Consider the following 19,176-nt stretch of genomic DNA (forward strand, 5'->3'; position numbering starts at 1 on the left):
TGAGGGCGGACGAAGAGAGGGTGGGTCATACAGGATGGCGACGACGGCGGTTCGACCCGTTCGCGCCGCCGTCCCGCCGCCCCGGACGGGCCAGATTTTCAGGACAGGAGAATAAGATGTTCGGTATTGGTTCCTTCAACCCCATTTCCCTCCTCGCCACCTCCATGCTCGGCCCCGTCGGCGGCATCGTCGCCCAGATGGCGCAGCAGGTCTTCTCGCAGATGGGCCAGCAGCTGCTTCAGCAGTTTGGCGACAAGCTCGGCCTGCCCCAGGGCATCATCGACATGGCCCAGAGCCAGTTCGCCGGTTCGATCGGCGATGTGCAGGGCATGTTCAGCAACGCCGATGAAGCGCTCGACGCCTTCGGCCAGACGGTCGGCGCCAGCCCGTCCGACATCGCCAACGCGCAGAACGGCATCCAGCAGATGATGATGCAGTTCATCGAGGACATGAGCCAGAGCGAAGAGTTCAAGGAAGCCAAGGCTTCGGGCGGCAAGGGCAAGGGTTCGGTCGGCGGCGCCGGTTCGACCGGTGCGCCGGGCTGGCTGATGGCGATGGCTCAGGCTCTGGGCGCGGAGCTGGACCGTCTGGGCGAAGACATGCAGAGCCGCGCCGAATCGCTGAAGGGCGACGACGCCAGCGCCTCGGCCGAATTCGGCGTCGTTTCGCAGCAGTTCTCGATGCTGATGAACGCAACCAACAATGCGATCAAGACGATCGGCGAAGCGATGTCCAACACCGCCCGCAAGCAATAACCGCTTACCCCGCAAAGCGAACGGTTGGAGGCCCATCCCTTGGATCGGGCCTCCTTCTCTTTTACTAAGGCATTGACGAGACAGGAGGACTATCATGTTCCGCACTGTATTGCTGGCATTGGCCATCGCCCTTCCCGCTGGCGCCGCCATGGCCCAGGACATCGCCCCGGTCATCAGCCCCGGCCAGGCCGCAGAGGGTATTTTCCACCGCTCCGTCGCCGAAGGACAGGCGAAGCGAATTCGCGAAAAGCGTTCGGGCAGCGGCGGTTATGCCGTCCTTCCCGGCACAACGCCGGGCCAGGCAAAGGCCTGCGCCAGCCGTCCCAACCTGCGCGCACGCTATGGCGCTGACCATCCCAAGATCCTGAAGCTGGAACAGCTTTGCACCCAGGCGGGCTATTGATCGGCCGCTAATCGATCCGACTAGCAGCCTAGTCGGATAGCGGAGTGCGCCTGTGCGCTGCCCCGCTCATGCTGTCGCCGATCGACGTGACAGGAGAAGCGCCATGTTCCTGGGCTATCTGACCAACAAGGCCGGCGACGCGGTTCCGCTGCTGGACCGCCCCCTCAACACCATGGCCTGGTATCTGCCGCCCAAAAGCGCGGCGAACCGCAGCGCCAACACGACCTGCCAGCAGATGGGGCCGGGCATCTATGGCTCCTTCGGCAGCGAAATCCATGGCGGCGCCACCGCCTTTCCCCGCATCGCGCGCCATTATGAGGCGGCGGGCGGTACCCTGGCCGATCCCGACGCGGCGCCGGTGGTGACCTTGGCGCCCGCTGCCGGGCGCGCCAGTCTTGACCTTGGTGCCGACTATCGACTGTCGCTCGACGGCGATAGCGGCGCGGTCCTGATCGATCATCTGCCGAGCGGCACGCAAACAGCGATCTGGGGCGGGGACGCACCACTGCACTGGGAAAGCTGGTTCGGCCTGGACGATGGCACCGCCATTGCCATCGAAGTCGGCCCGGCATCCGACCATGCCGACGCTATCGTCGCGGGCCGCATCGACGTGACCCGCGATGGCGTCACAATGTCGTTGCGCGCGATGGATCGCGATTGAACGGATCAGTGGGGAAGCTGGGATGAGACTGGACTCGCTACTTGCCGTCGCCGGCATGATCGCCGCACTCTTCGCGCAACAGGGCGTCAATCATGGAGCGCCCAGCGCCCGCTTCGACCCGGACGCCATTCCCGCGCTCGACCTCGCGCCCGGACGGGGCGCTGCATCGAACATCGACGCGGGCTATCGTCCCGATCCTGCGGTGCGACGCAAGCTCGCCGACATCATGGGCGACGCAGCGGCGAAGCAGGGGCCGGAGGCGGAAGCCGATATGCGGCAGGTTGTCCTTTCGGGCCGGGCGGTCGCCGAATATGAGAAGGTCGCACCCATGCTTGGCTACCACGCGAATGATGCCGTTGATGGCCTTGCCTTCTATCTGCTCGCCCAGTGGGGCGTCGCCAACGACCATCGGCCTGCCATGACCCGCGCCCAGGCGGCGGGCGTCCGGCGTCAGGCCGCCAACGCCTTTGCCAGCGTCGCCGACCAAGTGAATAGCGATGCGCTGCGCCAGGAGTTTGGCGAGATGCTGATGATCCAGGGCGCCATCATGGCGGGCACGCACGAAGCCGCGCTGCGCAGTGGCGACGAAGCCGCGCTCGCGCGCTATGCCGAAATGGCGCGGCGCGGCGGGCGGCAGCTTTTTCAGGCTGACCCGGTCGATGTCCTCCTCACCGATGATGGATTTCGCCACCGCTAATCGGATCGACTAGCCCGCTAGTCGGATCGCGGAGCGCGTCGCTCGCCCCAATCTGCTCTTATGCTCTGCGACAGGACGGCATTTGCCGTCGACAAGATGAGACGACCAGCATGACCATCGATCCTAATATCAGCGGCGCAAGCGCCATCGGCGCGATTGGCGCTACCGGCAATGGCGGGTCGGGCACGGGACCGGCTGGCCAGGTCCGCGCGCTCGCCGCGCAGGTCGTGACTCAGGTAGCGGGCGGGTTCGGGCTCCTGCCGCTCGGCGCGCCGGGGCAGGGCGATATTTACGGCCTGCGCGCGCTGGCGGACGAGATCGGCGCGGCGTTTGGCGGATCGGCCGCTGATGCGGGGGCGCTGACCCGCGCGATCGAGGATTTTGCCGGAACCGTCGCCGTCGACATGGCGGCCTATGCCGACGGCCGGACCCTGGAATTGGCGGAAGGCGCGATCGGCGCTTCCACCCTTGCCACCGCCGGCGACATTGCCGGCATCATCGACGGACTGGATCAGGCGCGCGTGGCCCTGGCAGGCGCGCGTCCCGCTTAACATGCCGGCCCGAAACGGGCCATGCAACGAAAGGGAATGGACATGACAACGATCATCAACAACACGTTCAATCTCAATTTTGGCACCACCAACAATTTCAACGCTACCGGAGCCAACCCACTGGCGGGCGCGATGACGATGCAGCTCGCCAGCGGGATCATGGCCAGCTACTTCCAGCCGATGATGGCCAGCGCCTTCGCGTCCGCCACCTTGCCGATGATGTTCCAGATGCAGGGCGGTGCGATGCTGCCGGGCAATGGCGGCCAGACGCCCAGCTTCGTGCCGACGCAGGGCGCCAGCTGGACCGCCACGATGGAAGGCGAAAGCCAGGCGTCGATCGACCTTGGCGACGGTTATTCGCTGGAGCTGGACGAGCGCAACTCGGAAATCCATATCTATAATGCGGACACCGGCGAAACGACGCGCATATGGGGCGACCCTCATGTCGATATCGACGGCGAGCACGCCTTCGACTTCTGGGGCACCACGACCTTTGAGCTGGAAAACGGCACGAAGATCACCATCGACACCGAACAATATGCCGCCAACCCCAGCGAGTATCTGGCCAGCAAGCTGACCATCACCAAGGGCGACCAGGCGATCGTCGTCGACGGCATCAGCCAGAACCAGATTGGCGACCTGTCGATCACGCAGTCCAACAACGGCCAGATGCTTGACGCGATGACCCGCGACGGCTTTGTGCTGGAGGAAAATGCGACCGGCGCCGGCTGGCGTTCGGAACTGACCGGCGACATCGCTACCCAGGCGGACCTCAATCTCACGAAGGTCGGGGCGATCTACGGCCCGGACAGCGAAATGCCGAGCATGGGCGAAATCACCCAGCAGCTTTCCGCCTTCCTGCTGTTCGGCCTGGTGAACGCGCTCACCAACGCGGCGCGCGGCTGACGCGGCGCATGGGGGCGGCTCCCCCCATCCCCTTGGCCGCCCCCATTTTCCTGTCTCCCCAGAGGTATCGAGGGTGTAATCATGGGTACGGAAGCTGCAGACAGCATTGGCCAGGACTCGGCTGGCATCGGTTCGAGCGCGTCCACATCGACAGATGTTGCGGCCGGCATGGTGAGCGACAATCGCACCGCTGGCACCCTCGATACAACCGCCCTGGCTGCCGATGTCCAGGCGCGCACCGCCAACGACCCGCAGGCCCAGGCTGACCTGACGGCCGCGCTCGAAGCGCAGATGACGCCGGTCGAACGCGGCCAGTTCAGCGCTGCGATGCAGGTCGCGAACGATAATGTCGCGGCCGACCCGGCCTATGGCGTATCGATTGAGGGCGAGGCGTTCGCCGTGGGCGACTTCCCTGACGCGCCGGCCGCCTCGACCTGGGGGTCGCAGCCTGTGGGATCGGGCTATAAGGAAGCCTGGGACGCCACGGCCGCGCGGCTGGGGACGACGGACCCCGCCGCCATCACCGCCGAAATCGAGGCGCAGTTGACGCCGCCGTCGCAGGTTACGGTGCTTGACCCGATCGTCATAGAAGCCGATGCGGGCGCGCAGTCCGGTAACGCTCCGGCCGGCGAACAGCCGGCGGAGGAGGGGATCGGCTCCTTCTTCGAAGGTATGGTGAAGGGCGACTTCGCCGACAATGATAGCTGGTCCGCAACGGCCGGGCAGGTCATTGGCGGCTTCATTCCGGTCGTGGGGCAGATTGGCGACGCGCGCGACACGGTCGCCGCCATCGGCGGCGTAATCCAGGGCGAAGATGGCGCGTGGGGCAATCTGGGCCTCGCCGCGCTGGGCTGGGTGCCGGGCATTGGCGACGCTGCCAAGGGCGCATTGCGCGGCGGTGAAAAGGCGCTTGATGCCGGCACGGAAGTCGCCGAGCAGGTCGTGCGGCATGGCGATGATGTCGCGCGCCAGGCGGACGATCTGGCGGGCGCGGTCGATGACATCCCGGTCCGCCGGTTCGACAATGCCGACGAATTCAACCGCGTGGCCAATAACCCTGCGCCTAACAGCAGCTACAGCTACGGCAATTTCTCCTACCGCACGGACGCCCATGGCCGCGTGACCGAGGCGCAGGGCCGGATCGAGGTCAGCCCCGCCGGTCGCAACGACAATGACCTTCAGGCGCAGATCGGCCGGGAAGGCCGACCGACCGACGTCGGCTTCCATATTTTCGCGGATCGTTTCGGTGGGCAGACCAATCGCCTGAACGTCGTTCCGGGCAATGGCAGGCCGATCGGCGACAACGCCCCCAATCTCAACCAGGGACCATATAAGCGTTTCGAAAATATGCTGGCGGAGCTATCCGCGGACAACCGAGTTGATGCCCGCATAGAGATGCAATATGATCCTGCTAACGCGACCTCGCGGCCCGATCGCTTCGTCGCGCACTACCGGGTGAATGATGGCGACTGGGTGCAACAGACGTTCATCAACAAATAGACGTCAACAATCAGGGATCGACTTATGGACTTCACCGCGGCGCAGGTTGAAGTGGTCAAAATGGTGGTCGGTTGCGCCGGCGCCAATCGTTGGGACCAGATTTTCGTCGATGCCGAAATTGATGAAGGCGAAGACGGCTATTCGCTGAGCACGGTCAGCTTTGCCGTCGCCCCCGGCGCGGCGGGCCAGCCGGTGAAGGTGCCTTTTTCCATCGATATGTCCGGCCAGGATGCGATGGTCGCCCTCTATCGGCAGCGCCGTGACGATGCCGGCGATCAGATTACCGGCTTCGATCTCACTGTCGAATCCGACGGCCGCTTCCGCTTCCGCTTCAGCCATGACGAACCCAGGCGTGCGCGTGGCCAATGGGATGCGGATAAGGCCAAGCGGCTGGAAAATTACCTCAACTGGTATCAGAACGACCGGGTCGGTTGATCCGCGGGGACGCTCTGACCACCATGCCGCTGCATGTCGCGGATGCGCGCCTCCAGCCTGCCGAAGATCGCCCTAATCGGATCGACTAGCCCATCTAATCGGAACGGCGAGCCCCTTTTTTCCTGCCTTGCGCCACAACGGCAACCACGTCGCGCAACCAAGGGAGCACCCGCCATGACCGACCCCGTCGGCGATGCCGTCAACAACATTCATGACAAGCTCGACACGTCGGGCTGGTTCAACACCGTCACCAATGACGAAACCCATGACGTCGTCAACACGCTGACGGCGCTTCCGGCCGATCAGGCCGACCAGGTGGTCGATCGGCTGGCGCAGTCGGGCGATCTCGACCGTGTCGCTCATGAAGTCATGGACGGTGACTGGTTCGGCAATGGCGGCCTTTCGGGCGATGAGCGCCGCGCCTTTTTTGCCGACATGGCGGGTAAGCTGGATGGTGACAGCCTCGCCGCCATGAGCGACGCCTTCGCCGATTGCGACAATGGCGGCTTTGATCCCGTGACTGAACTGGGCCAGGCGGTCGCCACCCATGCCGCGCCCCAGACCAAGGTCGACTATATCGCCGCGATGAAGGCGGGCGTCGATGATGCGACCCAGTCCAATTATGGTTTAGGCTATTCCAGCAGCCAGCTTCAGGATGGGGAGGCGACGGCGGTCGGCGATGTGCTCGGATCGCTGCGCGGCAGCTATGCCGAGGCCGGGTTCAACGCCATCGGCGACAAGCTGTCCGATGTGCTGACCTCCGCCGTCGACGGTCAGCTCATGACGGTCGCCAGCATGGCCGGGGCCAGCAATTCGATCAGCTGGAACGCCGACAGTTTCGAAGCGATCATGGGCGCTGCCGCCAGCAGCAACAATCCCGATCTCAAGGCGCAGATTTTCGACGCCGGCGTCCAGACCCTGCGCGAGGTGCGCGACACCAATAATGTCATCGGCGGCCTGACCGTGGTGGGCAAGGACGACACGCTGCGCCAGATGACCGACGGCCTCACCGCCATCATTGACAGCGACACGACCGGCGTCATGCGCGAACTCACTTATAACCAGCAGACCATGGATGGCTCCAGCTTTGCCGCTTATGCCAAGGAAATGCTGAATCAGGGCCGCGAAAAGGCACTGGGCCAGCAGATGGGTCGGCTACAGGTCGGGAACAACGCCACGGAAAATCCGGTCGATTATCTCGATCAGGTCGAAATCGTGTCCGGCACCGACCAGGAACGTCGCGCCAATGCCGGGGCGCTCGGCTATTTCGTGGGCGGCGTCTATGCCGCAACCACGGCACGGTCCGCCGATGTGGCCGAGCAGCGCGAGACCGTCACCGCTATCCTGAAATCCGCGCTTACTGTGGTGGACAAGGTCGCCTCGCTGGGCGGACCGACTGGCCGGGTCGTGGCTGGTGGCGCAGCGGTTGGAAAGGAATGGATGCAGATCGCGGTCAAGAACGCCATTGCCGATGAAGGCGCGGCCGCCGGCATCCGGCTGGAACGTGGCGCGCTGCCGGTCAATGACCGGACCGGCGAACTGGGCGTGGGTGACGCGGTCGCCAGCGCCTTTGAGGATCGGCTGGCGTCCGTCACCCGAACGGCGCAGCCCTGATCGGGCGGTCGGGCCTTGGCTGGATCGGGATGCTGGCGGCGATGACGGTCGGTGGGTGTGACGATGCGCCAAAGCCGGATCTGCCCCCCGTCCCGGCCCAGCTTGTCGCCAGCGATGAACTGCCTTTTGGCGATCGCATCAACGCAAAGCTGACCCGTGCCAGCAACACGGCGCGCGACCGGATGGAGCGGCGTTGGGGGCCGCTCGACGCGCGCGTCTATCTGTTGCCACGCGAGCAGGCGCAGGCTTTTCTGGCCGGGCTGTCCGCGCCGCCGTCGTCCGGCTGGACCGTCGAGAGCGCGCCCGAACGCCTACCGGACGGCAGCCTGCTGGCGGTCTATGTGCGGGACGGCCGGGTTCTGGCCTATCTGGTGCTGGATCAGGTGCAGGGCGCCCAGCTACCGGTGCAACGCCTGTATAACGAAGCGAAGGGCGGGCATTAGCCGCCGTGCCGCCGTATCGGATCTAAATCCGCCGGCAGCGTCAACGTAACCAGCAGGCCGGGCTTCGCATCGCCCAGGCTGATGTCGCCGTCGTGCAGCCGCGCCACCGCTGCGGCCAGGGATAGGCCCAACCCCGCGCCAGTGATATGGCGCGCGGCGTCCAGCCGCGCAAAGCGCCGCAGTGCCTCGACCCGCCGTTCCTCCGCAATACCCGGCCCATTGTCGGCGACGCGGACGCGGACCATCCCCGCTTCCCGCCGCGCCGACAGATGGATGCGATCCCCACCATATTTCAATGCATTGTCGATCAGGTTGGACAATACCTGCCCGATGATCTCGCGATGCGATCGGATGGCGAGCCCTGGCGCTGCATCCACCACTATCTCCACATTCCTCTCGTCGGCAAGCGCGCCATACATGTCCTGGAAATCGTGCAGCAGCGCGGCGACATCGACGGGCACGAAGCTGTCGCGGCCGATCCCGGCTTCGGCCCGGCTGATGAGGAGCGCCGCATCCAGCATCCGCATCAGCGCGTCGCTCTCCTCCAGCGCCCGCTCGACCGCGTCGATCGCGGCATCGTCGCGACTGTGGTTCAGCGCATTGTCCAGCACCGCGCGCAACCTGGTGAGCGGCGATCGCAGGTCATGCGCCAGCCCGTCCGTCACCAGCCGCAATTCGCCCACCAGCCCCGTGATGCGGTCCAGCATCGCATTGATTGCCTGGCCCAGCGCATCGAACATGTCGCCGCTGTCCGTCAGCGCGATCCGGCGAGTCATGTCGCCCGTGCCGACGGCCGCCGCTGTATCGATCACCGCGCGCAGACGTCGTTGGATGATCGCCGCCGACAGCCAGGCTGCGCCTGCCGCCAGTGGGATGGCGAGCAGCACCGCGCCCAGCAACGCGGCTTCCAGGAAGTCTGCGGCGCGCAGGTCATCCTCCACGACATGACCGACGAGCAGGCGGGTGCCGTCGGGGAAATGCGTGCTGACCATGCCGACCAGTTGAGGTTCGCGGCCGGGTCGATCGGCGCGGGCCAGTTCGCCCCTGCGCCAGTTTTCGGTCGGTCCGATCCCGTCCGGCCAGCGTTCCAGATTGCCCGCGACGCGGCGGCCATCGGGACTCATCAGCAGCAGCACCGCGCTTCCCTCCGGATCGGTCGCGATCCGGTGGCGCACGGTCGCCGCCGCCGCCGTCATGCCGGCCGCGGCGTAGGTTGCCGCGATATCATCCCGCAGGGCGACCGCGATTTCGCGATTGGCATGATCGACTGACCGGCTGGTAAACTGATGCACTGCCCAAAGCGCGAGCAGGACGCAGGCGATCTGCATCAGGAAAACCAGCCCGGCGAAGCGCCAGATGACCGAATGGCGCCAGCGCAACGGCGTCATGGCTCCTCGCTCAGCCGATAGCCCGCGCCCCGCACGGTATGGATCAGCGGCGCTTCGCCCTCTTCGTCGATCTTCCGCCGCAACCGGCTGATATGCACGTCGATGACATTGGTGCCGGGATCGAAATGATAGTCCCACACGCCTTCGAGCAGCATTGTCCGCGTCACCACCTGACCGCTGTGCCGCAACAGATAATCGAGCAGGCGGAACTCGCGCGGCTGAAGGTCGATGCTGCGTCGGCCACGCCTGACCCTGCGCGACAGCAGATCGACCTCCAGGTCGCCGCAGGACAGCAGGGTTTCAGGGGCCTGGCTCGCCATGGTCCGCCGCAAAATGATGCGCAGCCGGGCGAGCAGTTCGGCAAAGGCGAAGGGCTTGGTCAGATAATCGTCCGCCCCGCCAGTCAGTCCTTTCACCCGCTCGTCCGCACTCGCCAGCGCCGACAGGATGATGACCGGCGTGGCGATACCCGCGGCGCGCATCGCGGCAAGCACCGCCATGCCATCCATGGCCGGCAACATCCTGTCCAGGATGATGGCGTCATGGCTTGCATCGGTGGCCAGGAATAATCCGTCCCGCCCATTATCGGCCCGGTCGACGGTGAAGCCCTCTTCCTCAAGGCCCCTGGCGATATAGTCCGCCGTGGTGGCGTCATCCTCGATCAGCAGGATCTTGTAGCTCATGGATGTCATCGCCTTCTTCCGCTGCGGCTGCCGGTGGCCAGCTTGGCCATTCCGCGCCCGAGGGCAAGTCCCTCATGTGCCGCGCGACCCCCATCGCTCATGGCGTGCGGATCGCACCGACGCCATTCATCAGCGCCGCGCTGACCGCGATCGCATCCTCCCTGCGCAGATGGTCGCCGGGATGGGAAATGGTCACGGCGTTGGCCTGACGAAGCAGAGGACAAAGGCTGGCCGTGTCCCGCGCTGCCCGGACGCAGAGCACGGGTGTCCAACTCAACCGTCGCGCCGCCGTCACGGCATCTTCTTGTGGTTCGCCAAGCGACAGCAGGCCGGCGGGGGAAGCGCGCCACTGGCGGGTCAGACCCGGTCCGATCAACGCGACCAGAGCGATTCTACGGCGAAGACTGCCCGGCACATAAGGAAGGGAGGGCGCGATCACATCTGCGCCGAAGGACTCGCCGATCAGCAGCAGACGCGCGCCGGGATCAAGGGTCAGAGCGCGGCGCAGTCCCTGCACGATCATCGCGCCGGTTTCTTCGGGCGTGCGCCGGATACGGAAGAAATGCAGGCTGTTCCCGCTCACGACCTGCACGCCTCGTGCGGCAAGCTGGTCGGCAATCGCGCTGTCCATCCCCCAGCCCGGCCCCATGTCGCCCGACAGATAGAGCGCCACCAGATGCTGACCGACCGGTTTGCTCGCGTTTTTCACCCGTACGCGGACAAAATCAGCGCCGCCAATATAGCCGATATGCCATAGTGAAAGAAGAAGAGCGGCCGCCGCCGCCATCACCCCTGCAAATCTCGTCATCGAACCGCCGCGCGGTGCGCGTATCCTTGTGCGCTGGAAATGATCGGCCTGGCCATCCTGTTATCCGCCGATGCGGAGAGGCGGCACGACAGGGGGACGTGCCGCCTCTCACTCCTTTGGCCATGCAGGTGGCCGACCCCGCTTCTAGGGGCGGCGAGCCAACCGGCCCATGGGCGCATCATTACGATTTTGTCATGCGCGACAAACAGGGCGCGCGCCCACCGCTTCGTCGTCGGCTAAAGGACGGCTGGCAGCGCGCCGGGCGCTCAGGCAGCCTGCCCGTTCAGGCCTCTGCTGGGACCGGCGGCCGCAATGATCCGTTCGGCCATTTCATCGGCGACCAGGGCCGGAGAACGACTCTCGCGTCGAGCCTGCTCCAAAATCTCGGCGATCCTAGGACCGATCTGGCCGACACGCGTCAGAACGCTCGCCTGATCCTCGCCCAGATATTCGGCCGAAACGCTGATGATGCCGCCGGCGTTGACGACATAGTCGGGCGCATAGGCGATGCCCCGGCTCAGAAGCTGCTGGGCGATCTCCGGCGTTTCGAGCTGGTTGTTGGCCGCGCCGCAGACCAGCCGCGCCTTCATCGCCGCAACGCTGTGTGCGGTGAGCGCGCCGCCCAGCGCGCAGGGCGCGAAGATGTCGGCATCCGCCGCAGCAATGTCCGCCACATCCACGATGGTGGCGCCCAGCAATTCGCCCAGCGCCTCGCGCCGCCGCGGGTCGATGTCGGCGATTACCAGCCGCGCGCCGGCCTCGGCCAGGCGTCGGCACAATCCGGCGCCGACATTGCCCGTGCCCTGGACGGCAACGGTCAGGTCGGACAGTTCCGCACCCAGCGTCAGCCGGGCGGCGGTGCGCATCGCGTCGAACACGCCCGCCGCGGTCCAGGGCGACGGGTCGCCGCCAGCCTGGTCTTCCGACGGATCAAGCCCTGCGACATGGCGGGTCATGGTCGCCACTTCCTGCATGTCAGCGACGCTCGTGCCGACATCCTCGGCGGTGACATACAGGCCATTCAAGCCCTCGACCGCACGGCCGAAGGCGCGGAACAGCGCACCGCGATCAAACTCCCCTTCGGGATAGCGCAGCACTGCCTTGCCGCCGCCAAAGGGCAGGCCCGCCAGCGCATTTTTGTAGCTCATGCCCTCGGCCAGCCGGGCTGCATCCTCGAACGCCGCATCGGCATCGGGATAGCGCCAGAACCGACAACCGCCGGCCGCCGGACCAAGCGCCGTGGAATGAATTGCGATCACGCCGTCCAGCCCGGTTTCGGGGTCGAGCAGGCGCACCGACTGCATCGGCGGGTTCATGCGGGCAGGGCGAGCGACCATGATCTTCTCCTTTGAACTATCGTCAGGGCTTATGCAGGGTTTCGAATGAAGAATCTTGCCCGATATGGCTGGCCGCTTTCGCAAATTGGGATGATTTGTCCGCGATAATCGCATATCGAGGACATTATGATCGAACTTGACCATTTCGAGCGGAAGATCCTCCGCGAATTGCAGCGCGACGCCAGCCAGACCACGGCGCAGATCGCGGAGAAGGTAGGGCTGACGCCATCGCCTTGCTGGCGTCGCATAGACCGGCTTGAGCGGGAGGGATTGATCCGCAAGCGCGTCGCCATGCTCGACCGGCGAAAGATCGGCCTCAATGCGCAGATTTTCGCGCAAGTGAAACTCGACGCCCATGGTCGCGCCAATCTCGAAGACTTCAGCGCCGCCATTGGTGCTTTTCCCGAGGTTCTCGAAGCCTATGTCCTGATGGGCACGATGGATTTCATGCTGCGCATCGTCACGCGGGACATTGATGCCTATGAACGTTTTTTCTTCGAACGGCTCAGTAACTTGCCGGGTGTCCAGGAAATTCATTCCACCGTTGCCCTGTCCGAAATCAAATCGACCAACGAACTGCCGATATGATCACGCACCCACGCCGGCCTCAATAGCCCACGGCATAGCCCATGCGGCGCGGATCGGCGCCGCCCAGTCGGTCGCCGCCCGGCTCGGCCAGCACGCCTTGAATGCTGCCGATCGCATAAGGGCCGACCCGTTCCACCTTGTGCCCTATGGTCGCAAGGCTCGCGATGAGCGGATCGGGAAAGCGGCTTTCCATCTGCACGGTAATCGCGGCGCCGGGCTTGTAGAAACTGGGGCTGGCATGAAGCGCAAAGCGCGGCGCCTCGATAGCGGCCTGGATCGGCATGGCGCGGTCGATGATGTTGACCAGAAACTGGAACTCCGTTTGCCCGATCGTCTCGCCCCCCGGCGTGCCGCAGACCAGCTTGAGCCGGCCTTGGTCCAGCACGATGATGGGCCCATTGCCCAGCAATGCGCGCTTGCCCGGTGCGACCTTGTTCGGGTGGCCGTCATAGGGCGCGGTCGATCCGATCCGCAGCCCGTTGTTGCAGAGCAGGCCAGTGTCACCCATCACGACCGACGTGCCAAAGCCGCCGCCCACCGTTGTCGTGACGGCGATCGCATTGCCCTCCGCATCGACCACCGACAGGCTGGTCGTGTCGCCGCCCCGCGATAGTTCGTCGGCCATCGCCAGCAATGCCGGGCGCGGCTGCATGGCCAGTTGCGCGCCTTCCGGGAAAGCGATCGCCCGCGCCCGGTCGATCAGCGCGCGGCGCCGAGCGGCAAAATCCTTGGACAACAGCCGCGCCACCGGCACCTCCACGACGCGCGGGTCGCCGGCATAGCGATAGACGTCCGCCTTGGTGACCTTTATCGCCTCGATCAGCAAATGCGTCAGCGCCGGATCGTCGGCGGGCAGCGCGGCCAGATCCCATCCCTCGACGATGTTGAGCTGTTCGCACAGTTCCAGCCCCGTTCGCGACGTCAACGGACTGCAATGGACGTCGAGACCGCGATAGCGGGTCGACACCGGATCTTCCCAGAGCGGGCGATAGGCCGCCATGTCCGCCATCCGCAACCAGCCGCCATTGGCTTGCGAAAAGCGCGTCATCTCCTGCGCGACCGGCCCGGCGTAAAAATGATCATAGGCGGTTTGCAGCGCCCGGTCGCGATCGGCGCCCCCGGCCAGCGCGCGCGCTTCGGCATCGACCAGCGACTGGAAGGTGCGCGCCAGCGGCAGGTTGCGGAACAGCGCGCGGGGCTTCGGCGGCGCGCCACCGGGCAGGAAGATCGCCGCGCTGGTCGGATAGCGGGCAAGCACGGCCTGCTGGCGACGGATGAAGAAAGCGATCGAGGGGTCCAGGGGATGACCGTCGCGGGCATAGCCGATCGCCGGCTCCAGCAGGGTTGAAAGCGGCAGCCGCCCGAACCGCCGCGCCAGCGCGATCCAGCCGCCAAAGGCCCCCGGCACGGCGACAGCCTTGTGTCCGCTGTCCAGTTCCACCGGGTCGACCTGCGGATCGAGCAAGCCCGGCGCGCCGCCGGTGAAGGCCAGCGAATGCACCCTGCCAGTGTTGCGGTCGAGACAGGTGGCAAACCCGTTGCCCGCCGCGCTCGACGCCCAGGGTTCGACGACATTCATTACCGCCATGGCGGCCACGGCGGCATCCGCAGCACTGCCGCCCCGCATCAGCATCCGCGTCCCGGCCATGGCGGCAAGGGGATGGCCGGCGGCGACGCCGCCATGCGGCATCGGCACCTCTATTCGATGCGCGGGAACGATGGCGGCCCCGGTGCGCGGCGCGTCGGGCGCGCGTTCGCCCGACTGCCCCATCGCTGCGCCGGGCAGCGCCGCCAACGCCCCCGCGCCCAGCCCACCGCCGATCAGTGCGCGGCGGCTGAGCCAGGCGGCCGGATCGCCCTCTTTCATCAGAAACTCTTCTTGATGCTGGTGTACCAATAGCGCGCCTGTGGCTGATAAAGGCTCGACAAATAGCCGCTTGAAGCCAATGGCGGGTTCTTGTCGAATATGTTGCGCGCGCCGACCGTGATCGCCGTGCCCTTCATCATGCCCTGGTCGAACTTGTAGGTGGCATAAAGATTGACCGTGGTCTGGCCCTTCACCACGAAATTGTTGCCTTCGGCATCGAACACGCCATTCTGATAGACGTCGGATATGAACTGGGTGAAGGCGCCGATCCGCACTGGACCATAGTCCCAGGTCAAATTGCCCGAAATCCGCCAACGCGGCTGGCCATCGCGGTTGATTACGTCGCCGCCGCCCGACACGGGGACGGCCGCGTTGATCGTGCCGTCGGCCTGGCCATCGATCACCGCCTGCACGGCCGCCGGCGCATCGACCTGATATTTGATGAGGCGGGCGGCGTTGACGTTGAGGCCGAAGCTGCCGAACGAACCGGTGTTCACCCTATAATCGAGGTTGAAATCGATGCCGTCCACCTGGATCGGCAGCAGATTCTGGAATGGGGCGGTGACGTAGAGCAGTTCGCCCACCGGCGCGAGGCCGGTGCCCGCGACGAGGGCGATGTCGTCGGCGGTGGGATCACGCCGGACGACCGCCGGATTGCTGCTGCCCTGCACCCGCAGCAGATAGTCGAGATTGAGCGCATTCTGATAGTCGAGCAGCCCTACGACGCCCTTCTGCTTGATCCGCCAGCGATCGACGGTGAAGGTCACCTGGCCCAGGCCATCGGGCAGCGGTGGCTGGAACACAGCGCCGAAGTTCCAGCTGGTCGATTCTTCCGGCTTCAGATCGGGGTTGCCGCCCGAACGGCGCAGCACCGATACGCTGCGGGCGCATTCGGAGAAGCTGCCGATGCGGCCCGCGCGCAGGTCCGCTTCGCAAAGGATATATTCGGTGCCGCCGTTCACGCGGTCGAGCGTGGCGGTGTTCAGCACCTCCAGGTTCGGCGCGCGGAAACCCTGCGACCAGGAGCCGCGCAGGCGGAAGCCCTGCAACAAATCCCAGCTCGCCGCGATCTTGGGCTTGGCCACATCGCCGACGTCGCTGTAGCTTTCATAGCGGCCCGCCAGCTGTATGTCGAAGGAGCGGATCATCGGAATGCCCATTTCCGGGCTGACCAGCGGGACGGCGAGTTCGGCATAGGCCGACCAGACCTTGCGGCTGCCCGAAACATCCGGGCTGGGACTCGCGCCCATCAGGTCCGATCCATAGAAGATGCCGGTCACGGCGTCGGTATAGGTGGTATCGACGCCCTCTATGCCGCCCTGCCGTGGATCGCGGTCATCCTTGTAGGTTTCACGGCGGAATTCGACGCCGCTCGCGATGCCGATGCTGTTACCGCCCCACAGGCCAAGCAGATCGGCGTTGGAAATCTTGAGATCCCACAGGGCCAGCGTGGTCTTGTTGCGGCGGGTCGACTGGATGCGGAAGCTGTCGATGACCGCCTCGTCATTGGGGGTGCAATCCCCGACCGATGGCGTGTCGATGCAGCCGCCGTTGAAGGGATTATAGGCGTCGGGCGTGGTCTTGTTGATCGCCGCCTGCAACAGGGTGCTGGAGGTGCCGTCCATCCTGTCCTTGACCGTCGCCCAGGTGTAGAGCCCCGCCGATTCCCAGTTCCAGTTGCCAAAGTTGCCGCGCAAGCCGCCCAGGAAGCGATATTGATAGTTGGTGACGTTGACCGATTTCATGCCGGAATCGACATAGTTCATGCTGCGGATCGTGACCGGCAACCCCTCGTCGGGCACGCCGGTCAGCCCCGGCAGGCGGTTGGGATTGACTGAGCCGTCTGCCAGCAGCGTCGGGCCGAGCGGGTTCCAATAGGCGTCGGCCGCCACCGTGATCGGGATGTTGCCCAGCGATCCGCCGCTGCCGATATAGGCTTCGGTCTTGCCCCGATAGAATCCAAGTTCGCCGAAAAAGTCCAGATTGTCCGTCAGTTCATAGTTGATGAAGCTGAAGATGTTGATGCGCTTGACCGATGGCTGGGTCGTCAGGTCCGGGAAGGTCTGGTTGGCGTCATAGCGAAGGTTGGAATCGACATTGGCCATCTGGGTGGTGCCACTGGCGTCATCCCAGCACATGCCCGGCGTCGTCGCCGTCACCTGGCAGCCCGGATTGGTCGACGGCTGGATGTGGAACTGGCGCGAGGCGTTGGTCAGCGCCGCGCCATTGCTCGTGATGACGCCCGAACCGCTGGCCTGAAACGTGCCCCAGGGGGTGCTGGTCGATGTGCCGTTAAACGAAGCATTGCCTTCGAAAGCGGTGCCCACGACATAGGGGCGGCGATCCAGATTGGCGGTATAGTCCTGATCGCTGAGATAAAGTTTCGATTTTTGCGCATAGCCGCCATAGAGCGAGATATTGCCCCGACCGCCGCCGAAATTGAACCCGACCAGACCGTTGATCGTGAATTCGCGCAGGTTGGTCCCCTCCGCGCCGCCATATTGCGCGTCGAATGTCGCGCCCGTAAAGTTGGACTTGAGCACATTGTTGACCACGCCGGCCACCGCGTCCGAGCCATAGAGCGCGGCCGCGCCGTCGCGCAGCACCTCGACCCGCTCGATCGCGCCGACGGGGATGGTATTGGCGTTGAAGCCGAAGGTCGGCACGCCGCTGTCGACGACGCCGGTGATAGCCTGCGACGTCGGGTGAAGCACGGTGCGGCGGCCGTTGATGAGCAGCAGCGTATTGCCCTGGCCCAGGCCGCGCAGGCTGACCGTCGATACGTCGCCGCGCGCCGCATTGCCCGATCCGCCGCCCAGCACCTGTTCGTTGAAGGTCACGCCGCCCAGTTGCGGGATGGAGCGGAACAGGTCCGCGCCCGACACGGCGGCGACGGCATCGACCTGTTCCTGGCCGACCACGCTGACCGGCAGCGCGCCGGTGGTTTTCGCGCCCTTGATCTGGGTGCCCACGACGACGATTTCCGCGCCGCTGTCGATCGGCGCGTCGGCGGGCAAGGCGGCCATCGGCGCGTCGGACATGGCGCCGGGTATCTGCGCCTGCGCAAAGGCGACCGGACGCATCGCCGCCACCCCTGCGCCCTTGTCAGCGCTCAGGCGCCGGTCACGCAGCGTGATGATATCGTTGCGATCCGACGCGACGGTCAATTCGGTGCCGCGGATCATGCGCTTGAGCGCCTGACGGACGTCATAGCTGCCCGCCAGGCGCGGTGTGCGGCTGTTGCGCAGCTTGGCCGACGGGGCGATGATCTGAAGGCCGCTCTGCAATGCGAAGGAGGGCAGCGTATCGGTTGCGCGACCCTCCGGCAGGTCGAAGATGCGCTGTTGCGCCTGTGCGACGCCCGTGGAGAAGGCGAACGCGCTCACGCCGCCGGCCAGGATTATGGTCAAAGTCTTGATGCCGTTCATACCGCTGATTTCCCCCTGAATAGGACCATGCGCAGGGCGCACGGCCTTCCCGGCGCGTCAGCCGCGCCGCTTACCCATCGCAATAATTGGCTCTGTGCCGGCACCCACCGCCGGCGCTTCGATGCGCATTCGGTTCTCCCTTCCAAAGGAGTTCCTGGCATCCTCTCCGGTCCGCGCCGCCCCTTGGCGTTTCGCGGCCTCCATTTCGAAAGACAGTCGCCCGGCAAATATCCGCCATAGCACCGTCACATTTTTTTCATTCTGCCGTGCCGCGTTCCAAACTGCGGATTTCCGCTGCTCTTTCGTTGTGCCCAGAGACCGGATCGGGAAAGGAGCGGGCGATTAGGGACGGCAGGGCCATCTGGTTGGCGCGGCATATCTGCCCGCATGAACCCGCGCTACGCCGCTGGCTGACCGGCCGTATCCAGCACGGCTTCCTGATCGACGATGTCGTGCAGGAAGCCTACGCAAAGCTCGCCACCCTGCCGGCGGTCGACCATATCGAAAATCCGCGCGCCTATTTCTTCCGCACCGCGCTTTCCATCATCATCACTGAACTACGCCGCGCACCCGTCGTATCGATGGAATCCCTGTCAGAGGTGGAGCGACTGAGCATCCAGACCAATGAACCGACGCCAGACGTACAGGCGGAGGAGCGGGAGGAATATCGCCGGGTCGCCGACGCCATCGCCCAGTTGCCCGAAAAATGCCGACAGGTCTTCATCATGCGCAAGGTGCAGGGCCTCTCGCAACGGGAAACGGCCCAGGCGCTGGGCCTGTCGGAAAGCACGGTGGAAAAACATGTCGGGCGCGGCATTCGGCACCTGATTAATATTTTCGGACGTGGCGGAAAAATCGGGGCTGCCGCGTCTAACGTCGAACCTTCGGATACGGAGCCCTATGACAGGCCGGGAAAGCAGTGCGGAGATAGAGCAGCAGGCGGTCCAGTGGGCAGCCCGGCTTGACGCGGGCGCATTGGCCCCGGACGACTGTGCCCTGTTCGATCAATGGGTGTCGGCCGATCCGCGGCGGATGGGTGCTTATGCCATGGCCTGCGCGACGCTCGCGCGGGTGGCGCTTGCGCATGAGGATCGGCGGGTGGAGCAGCAGCC

Annotated in this window: 19 protein-coding genes; 13 read left to right on the plus strand and 6 right to left on the minus strand. The window is 65.2% G+C overall.

Annotated elements, in window-relative coordinates:
* The first annotated feature begins 116 nt into the window (after positions 1–116).
* From C100_RS35255 to C100_RS35295, 10 genes are all read left to right on the plus strand, one after another.
* Positions 117–755 (plus strand): hypothetical protein, encoded by a 639-nt coding sequence (locus tag C100_RS35255; protein ID WP_024019763.1) that lies wholly within the window; start codon positions 117–119, stop codon positions 753–755.
* Between the two features lie 94 nt (positions 756–849).
* Positions 850–1,158: a hypothetical protein gene (locus C100_RS35260; protein WP_024019764.1), complete on the plus strand. Its 309-nt coding sequence runs from the start codon at positions 850–852 to the stop codon at positions 1,156–1,158.
* A gap of 103 nt (positions 1,159–1,261) precedes the next feature.
* Complete coding sequence (locus C100_RS35265; RefSeq protein ID WP_024019765.1) at positions 1,262–1,819, plus strand: hypothetical protein; 558 nt, start codon at positions 1,262–1,264, stop codon at positions 1,817–1,819.
* A 22-nt stretch (positions 1,820–1,841) separates the two neighbouring features.
* Positions 1,842–2,516 carry a DUF6683 family protein gene (locus tag C100_RS35270; RefSeq protein ID WP_024019766.1) on the plus strand — a complete coding sequence of 225 codons (675 nt, stop codon included), beginning with the start codon at positions 1,842–1,844 and terminating at the stop codon, positions 2,514–2,516.
* Positions 2,517–2,626: 110 nt separating this feature from the next.
* Positions 2,627–3,067, plus strand: coding sequence for a hypothetical protein (locus C100_RS35275; RefSeq protein ID WP_024019767.1), 441 nt, complete (start codon positions 2,627–2,629; stop codon positions 3,065–3,067).
* 42 nt (positions 3,068–3,109) lie between these two features.
* Positions 3,110–3,973 carry a DUF1521 domain-containing protein gene (locus tag C100_RS47500; RefSeq protein ID WP_161633911.1) on the plus strand — a complete coding sequence of 288 codons (864 nt, stop codon included), beginning with the start codon at positions 3,110–3,112 and terminating at the stop codon, positions 3,971–3,973.
* A gap of 81 nt (positions 3,974–4,054) precedes the next feature.
* Positions 4,055–5,473 (plus strand): DNA/RNA non-specific endonuclease, encoded by a 1,419-nt coding sequence (locus C100_RS35280; RefSeq protein ID WP_024019769.1) that lies wholly within the window; start codon positions 4,055–4,057, stop codon positions 5,471–5,473.
* 24 nt (positions 5,474–5,497) lie between these two features.
* Entirely contained in the window at positions 5,498–5,908 is a 411-nt protein-coding gene (locus C100_RS35285) for a hypothetical protein (RefSeq protein WP_024019770.1), read from the plus strand.
* A gap of 174 nt (positions 5,909–6,082) precedes the next feature.
* A complete protein-coding gene (locus C100_RS35290; RefSeq protein WP_024019772.1) occupies positions 6,083–7,522 on the plus strand; it encodes a hypothetical protein in 1,440 nt (479 codons plus the stop codon).
* 29 nt (positions 7,523–7,551) lie between these two features.
* Positions 7,552–7,965: a hypothetical protein gene (locus C100_RS35295; protein ID WP_024019773.1), complete on the plus strand. Its 414-nt coding sequence runs from the start codon at positions 7,552–7,554 to the stop codon at positions 7,963–7,965.
* Here C100_RS35295 and C100_RS35300 read toward each other — a convergent pair.
* The 4 genes from C100_RS35300 to C100_RS35315 form a co-directional block, all read right to left on the minus strand.
* The gene (locus tag C100_RS35300) at positions 7,962–9,353 is read right to left on the minus strand and encodes a sensor histidine kinase (RefSeq protein ID WP_024019774.1); all 1,392 of its coding nucleotides are present in this window, start codon (positions 9,351–9,353) and stop codon (positions 7,962–7,964) included. The genes C100_RS35295 and C100_RS35300 overlap by 4 nt on opposite strands.
* Positions 9,350–10,036: a winged helix-turn-helix domain-containing protein gene (locus C100_RS35305; protein WP_024019775.1), complete on the minus strand. Its 687-nt coding sequence runs from the start codon at positions 10,034–10,036 to the stop codon at positions 9,350–9,352. The genes C100_RS35300 and C100_RS35305 overlap by 4 nt, the downstream gene beginning before the upstream one ends.
* A gap of 97 nt (positions 10,037–10,133) precedes the next feature.
* Entirely contained in the window at positions 10,134–10,844 is a 711-nt protein-coding gene (locus tag C100_RS35310) for an AcvB/VirJ family lysyl-phosphatidylglycerol hydrolase (RefSeq protein ID WP_084625376.1), read from the minus strand.
* Between the two features lie 266 nt (positions 10,845–11,110).
* Positions 11,111–12,181: a Leu/Phe/Val dehydrogenase gene (locus C100_RS35315; RefSeq protein WP_024019777.1), complete on the minus strand. Its 1,071-nt coding sequence runs from the start codon at positions 12,179–12,181 to the stop codon at positions 11,111–11,113.
* 126 nt (positions 12,182–12,307) lie between these two features.
* Between C100_RS35315 and C100_RS35320 the strand changes: the two genes are divergently transcribed.
* Positions 12,308–12,769 carry an Lrp/AsnC family transcriptional regulator gene (locus C100_RS35320; RefSeq protein WP_024019778.1) on the plus strand — a complete coding sequence of 154 codons (462 nt, stop codon included), beginning with the start codon at positions 12,308–12,310 and terminating at the stop codon, positions 12,767–12,769.
* A 19-nt stretch (positions 12,770–12,788) separates the two neighbouring features.
* On the opposite strand, the gene C100_RS35325 is transcribed toward C100_RS35320, so the two are convergent.
* On the minus strand, positions 12,789–14,636 hold the full coding sequence (locus tag C100_RS35325; RefSeq protein ID WP_024019779.1) for a gamma-glutamyltransferase family protein: 1,848 nt from the start codon (positions 14,634–14,636) through the stop codon (positions 12,789–12,791).
* Positions 14,636–17,677, minus strand: coding sequence for a TonB-dependent receptor domain-containing protein (locus C100_RS35330; protein ID WP_037530322.1), 3,042 nt, complete (start codon positions 17,675–17,677; stop codon positions 14,636–14,638). Before C100_RS35330 ends, C100_RS35325 begins: the two co-directional genes overlap by 1 nt.
* 752 nt (positions 17,678–18,429) lie before the next feature.
* Here C100_RS35330 and C100_RS0124625 point away from each other — a divergent pair.
* Entirely contained in the window at positions 18,430–19,029 is a 600-nt protein-coding gene (locus C100_RS0124625; RefSeq protein ID WP_052028267.1) for an RNA polymerase sigma factor, read from the plus strand.
* Positions 18,965–19,176, plus strand: a 212-nt coding sequence (locus C100_RS49530) for a DUF4880 domain-containing protein (RefSeq protein WP_152536456.1), incomplete at its 3' end; no start/stop codon positions are given. The genes C100_RS0124625 and C100_RS49530, both read left to right, overlap by 65 nt.

The sequence above is a fragment of the Sphingobium sp. C100 genome, from assembly GCF_000508185.1.
In the GTDB taxonomy this organism is placed as follows: Bacteria; Pseudomonadota; Alphaproteobacteria; order Sphingomonadales; family Sphingomonadaceae; genus Sphingobium.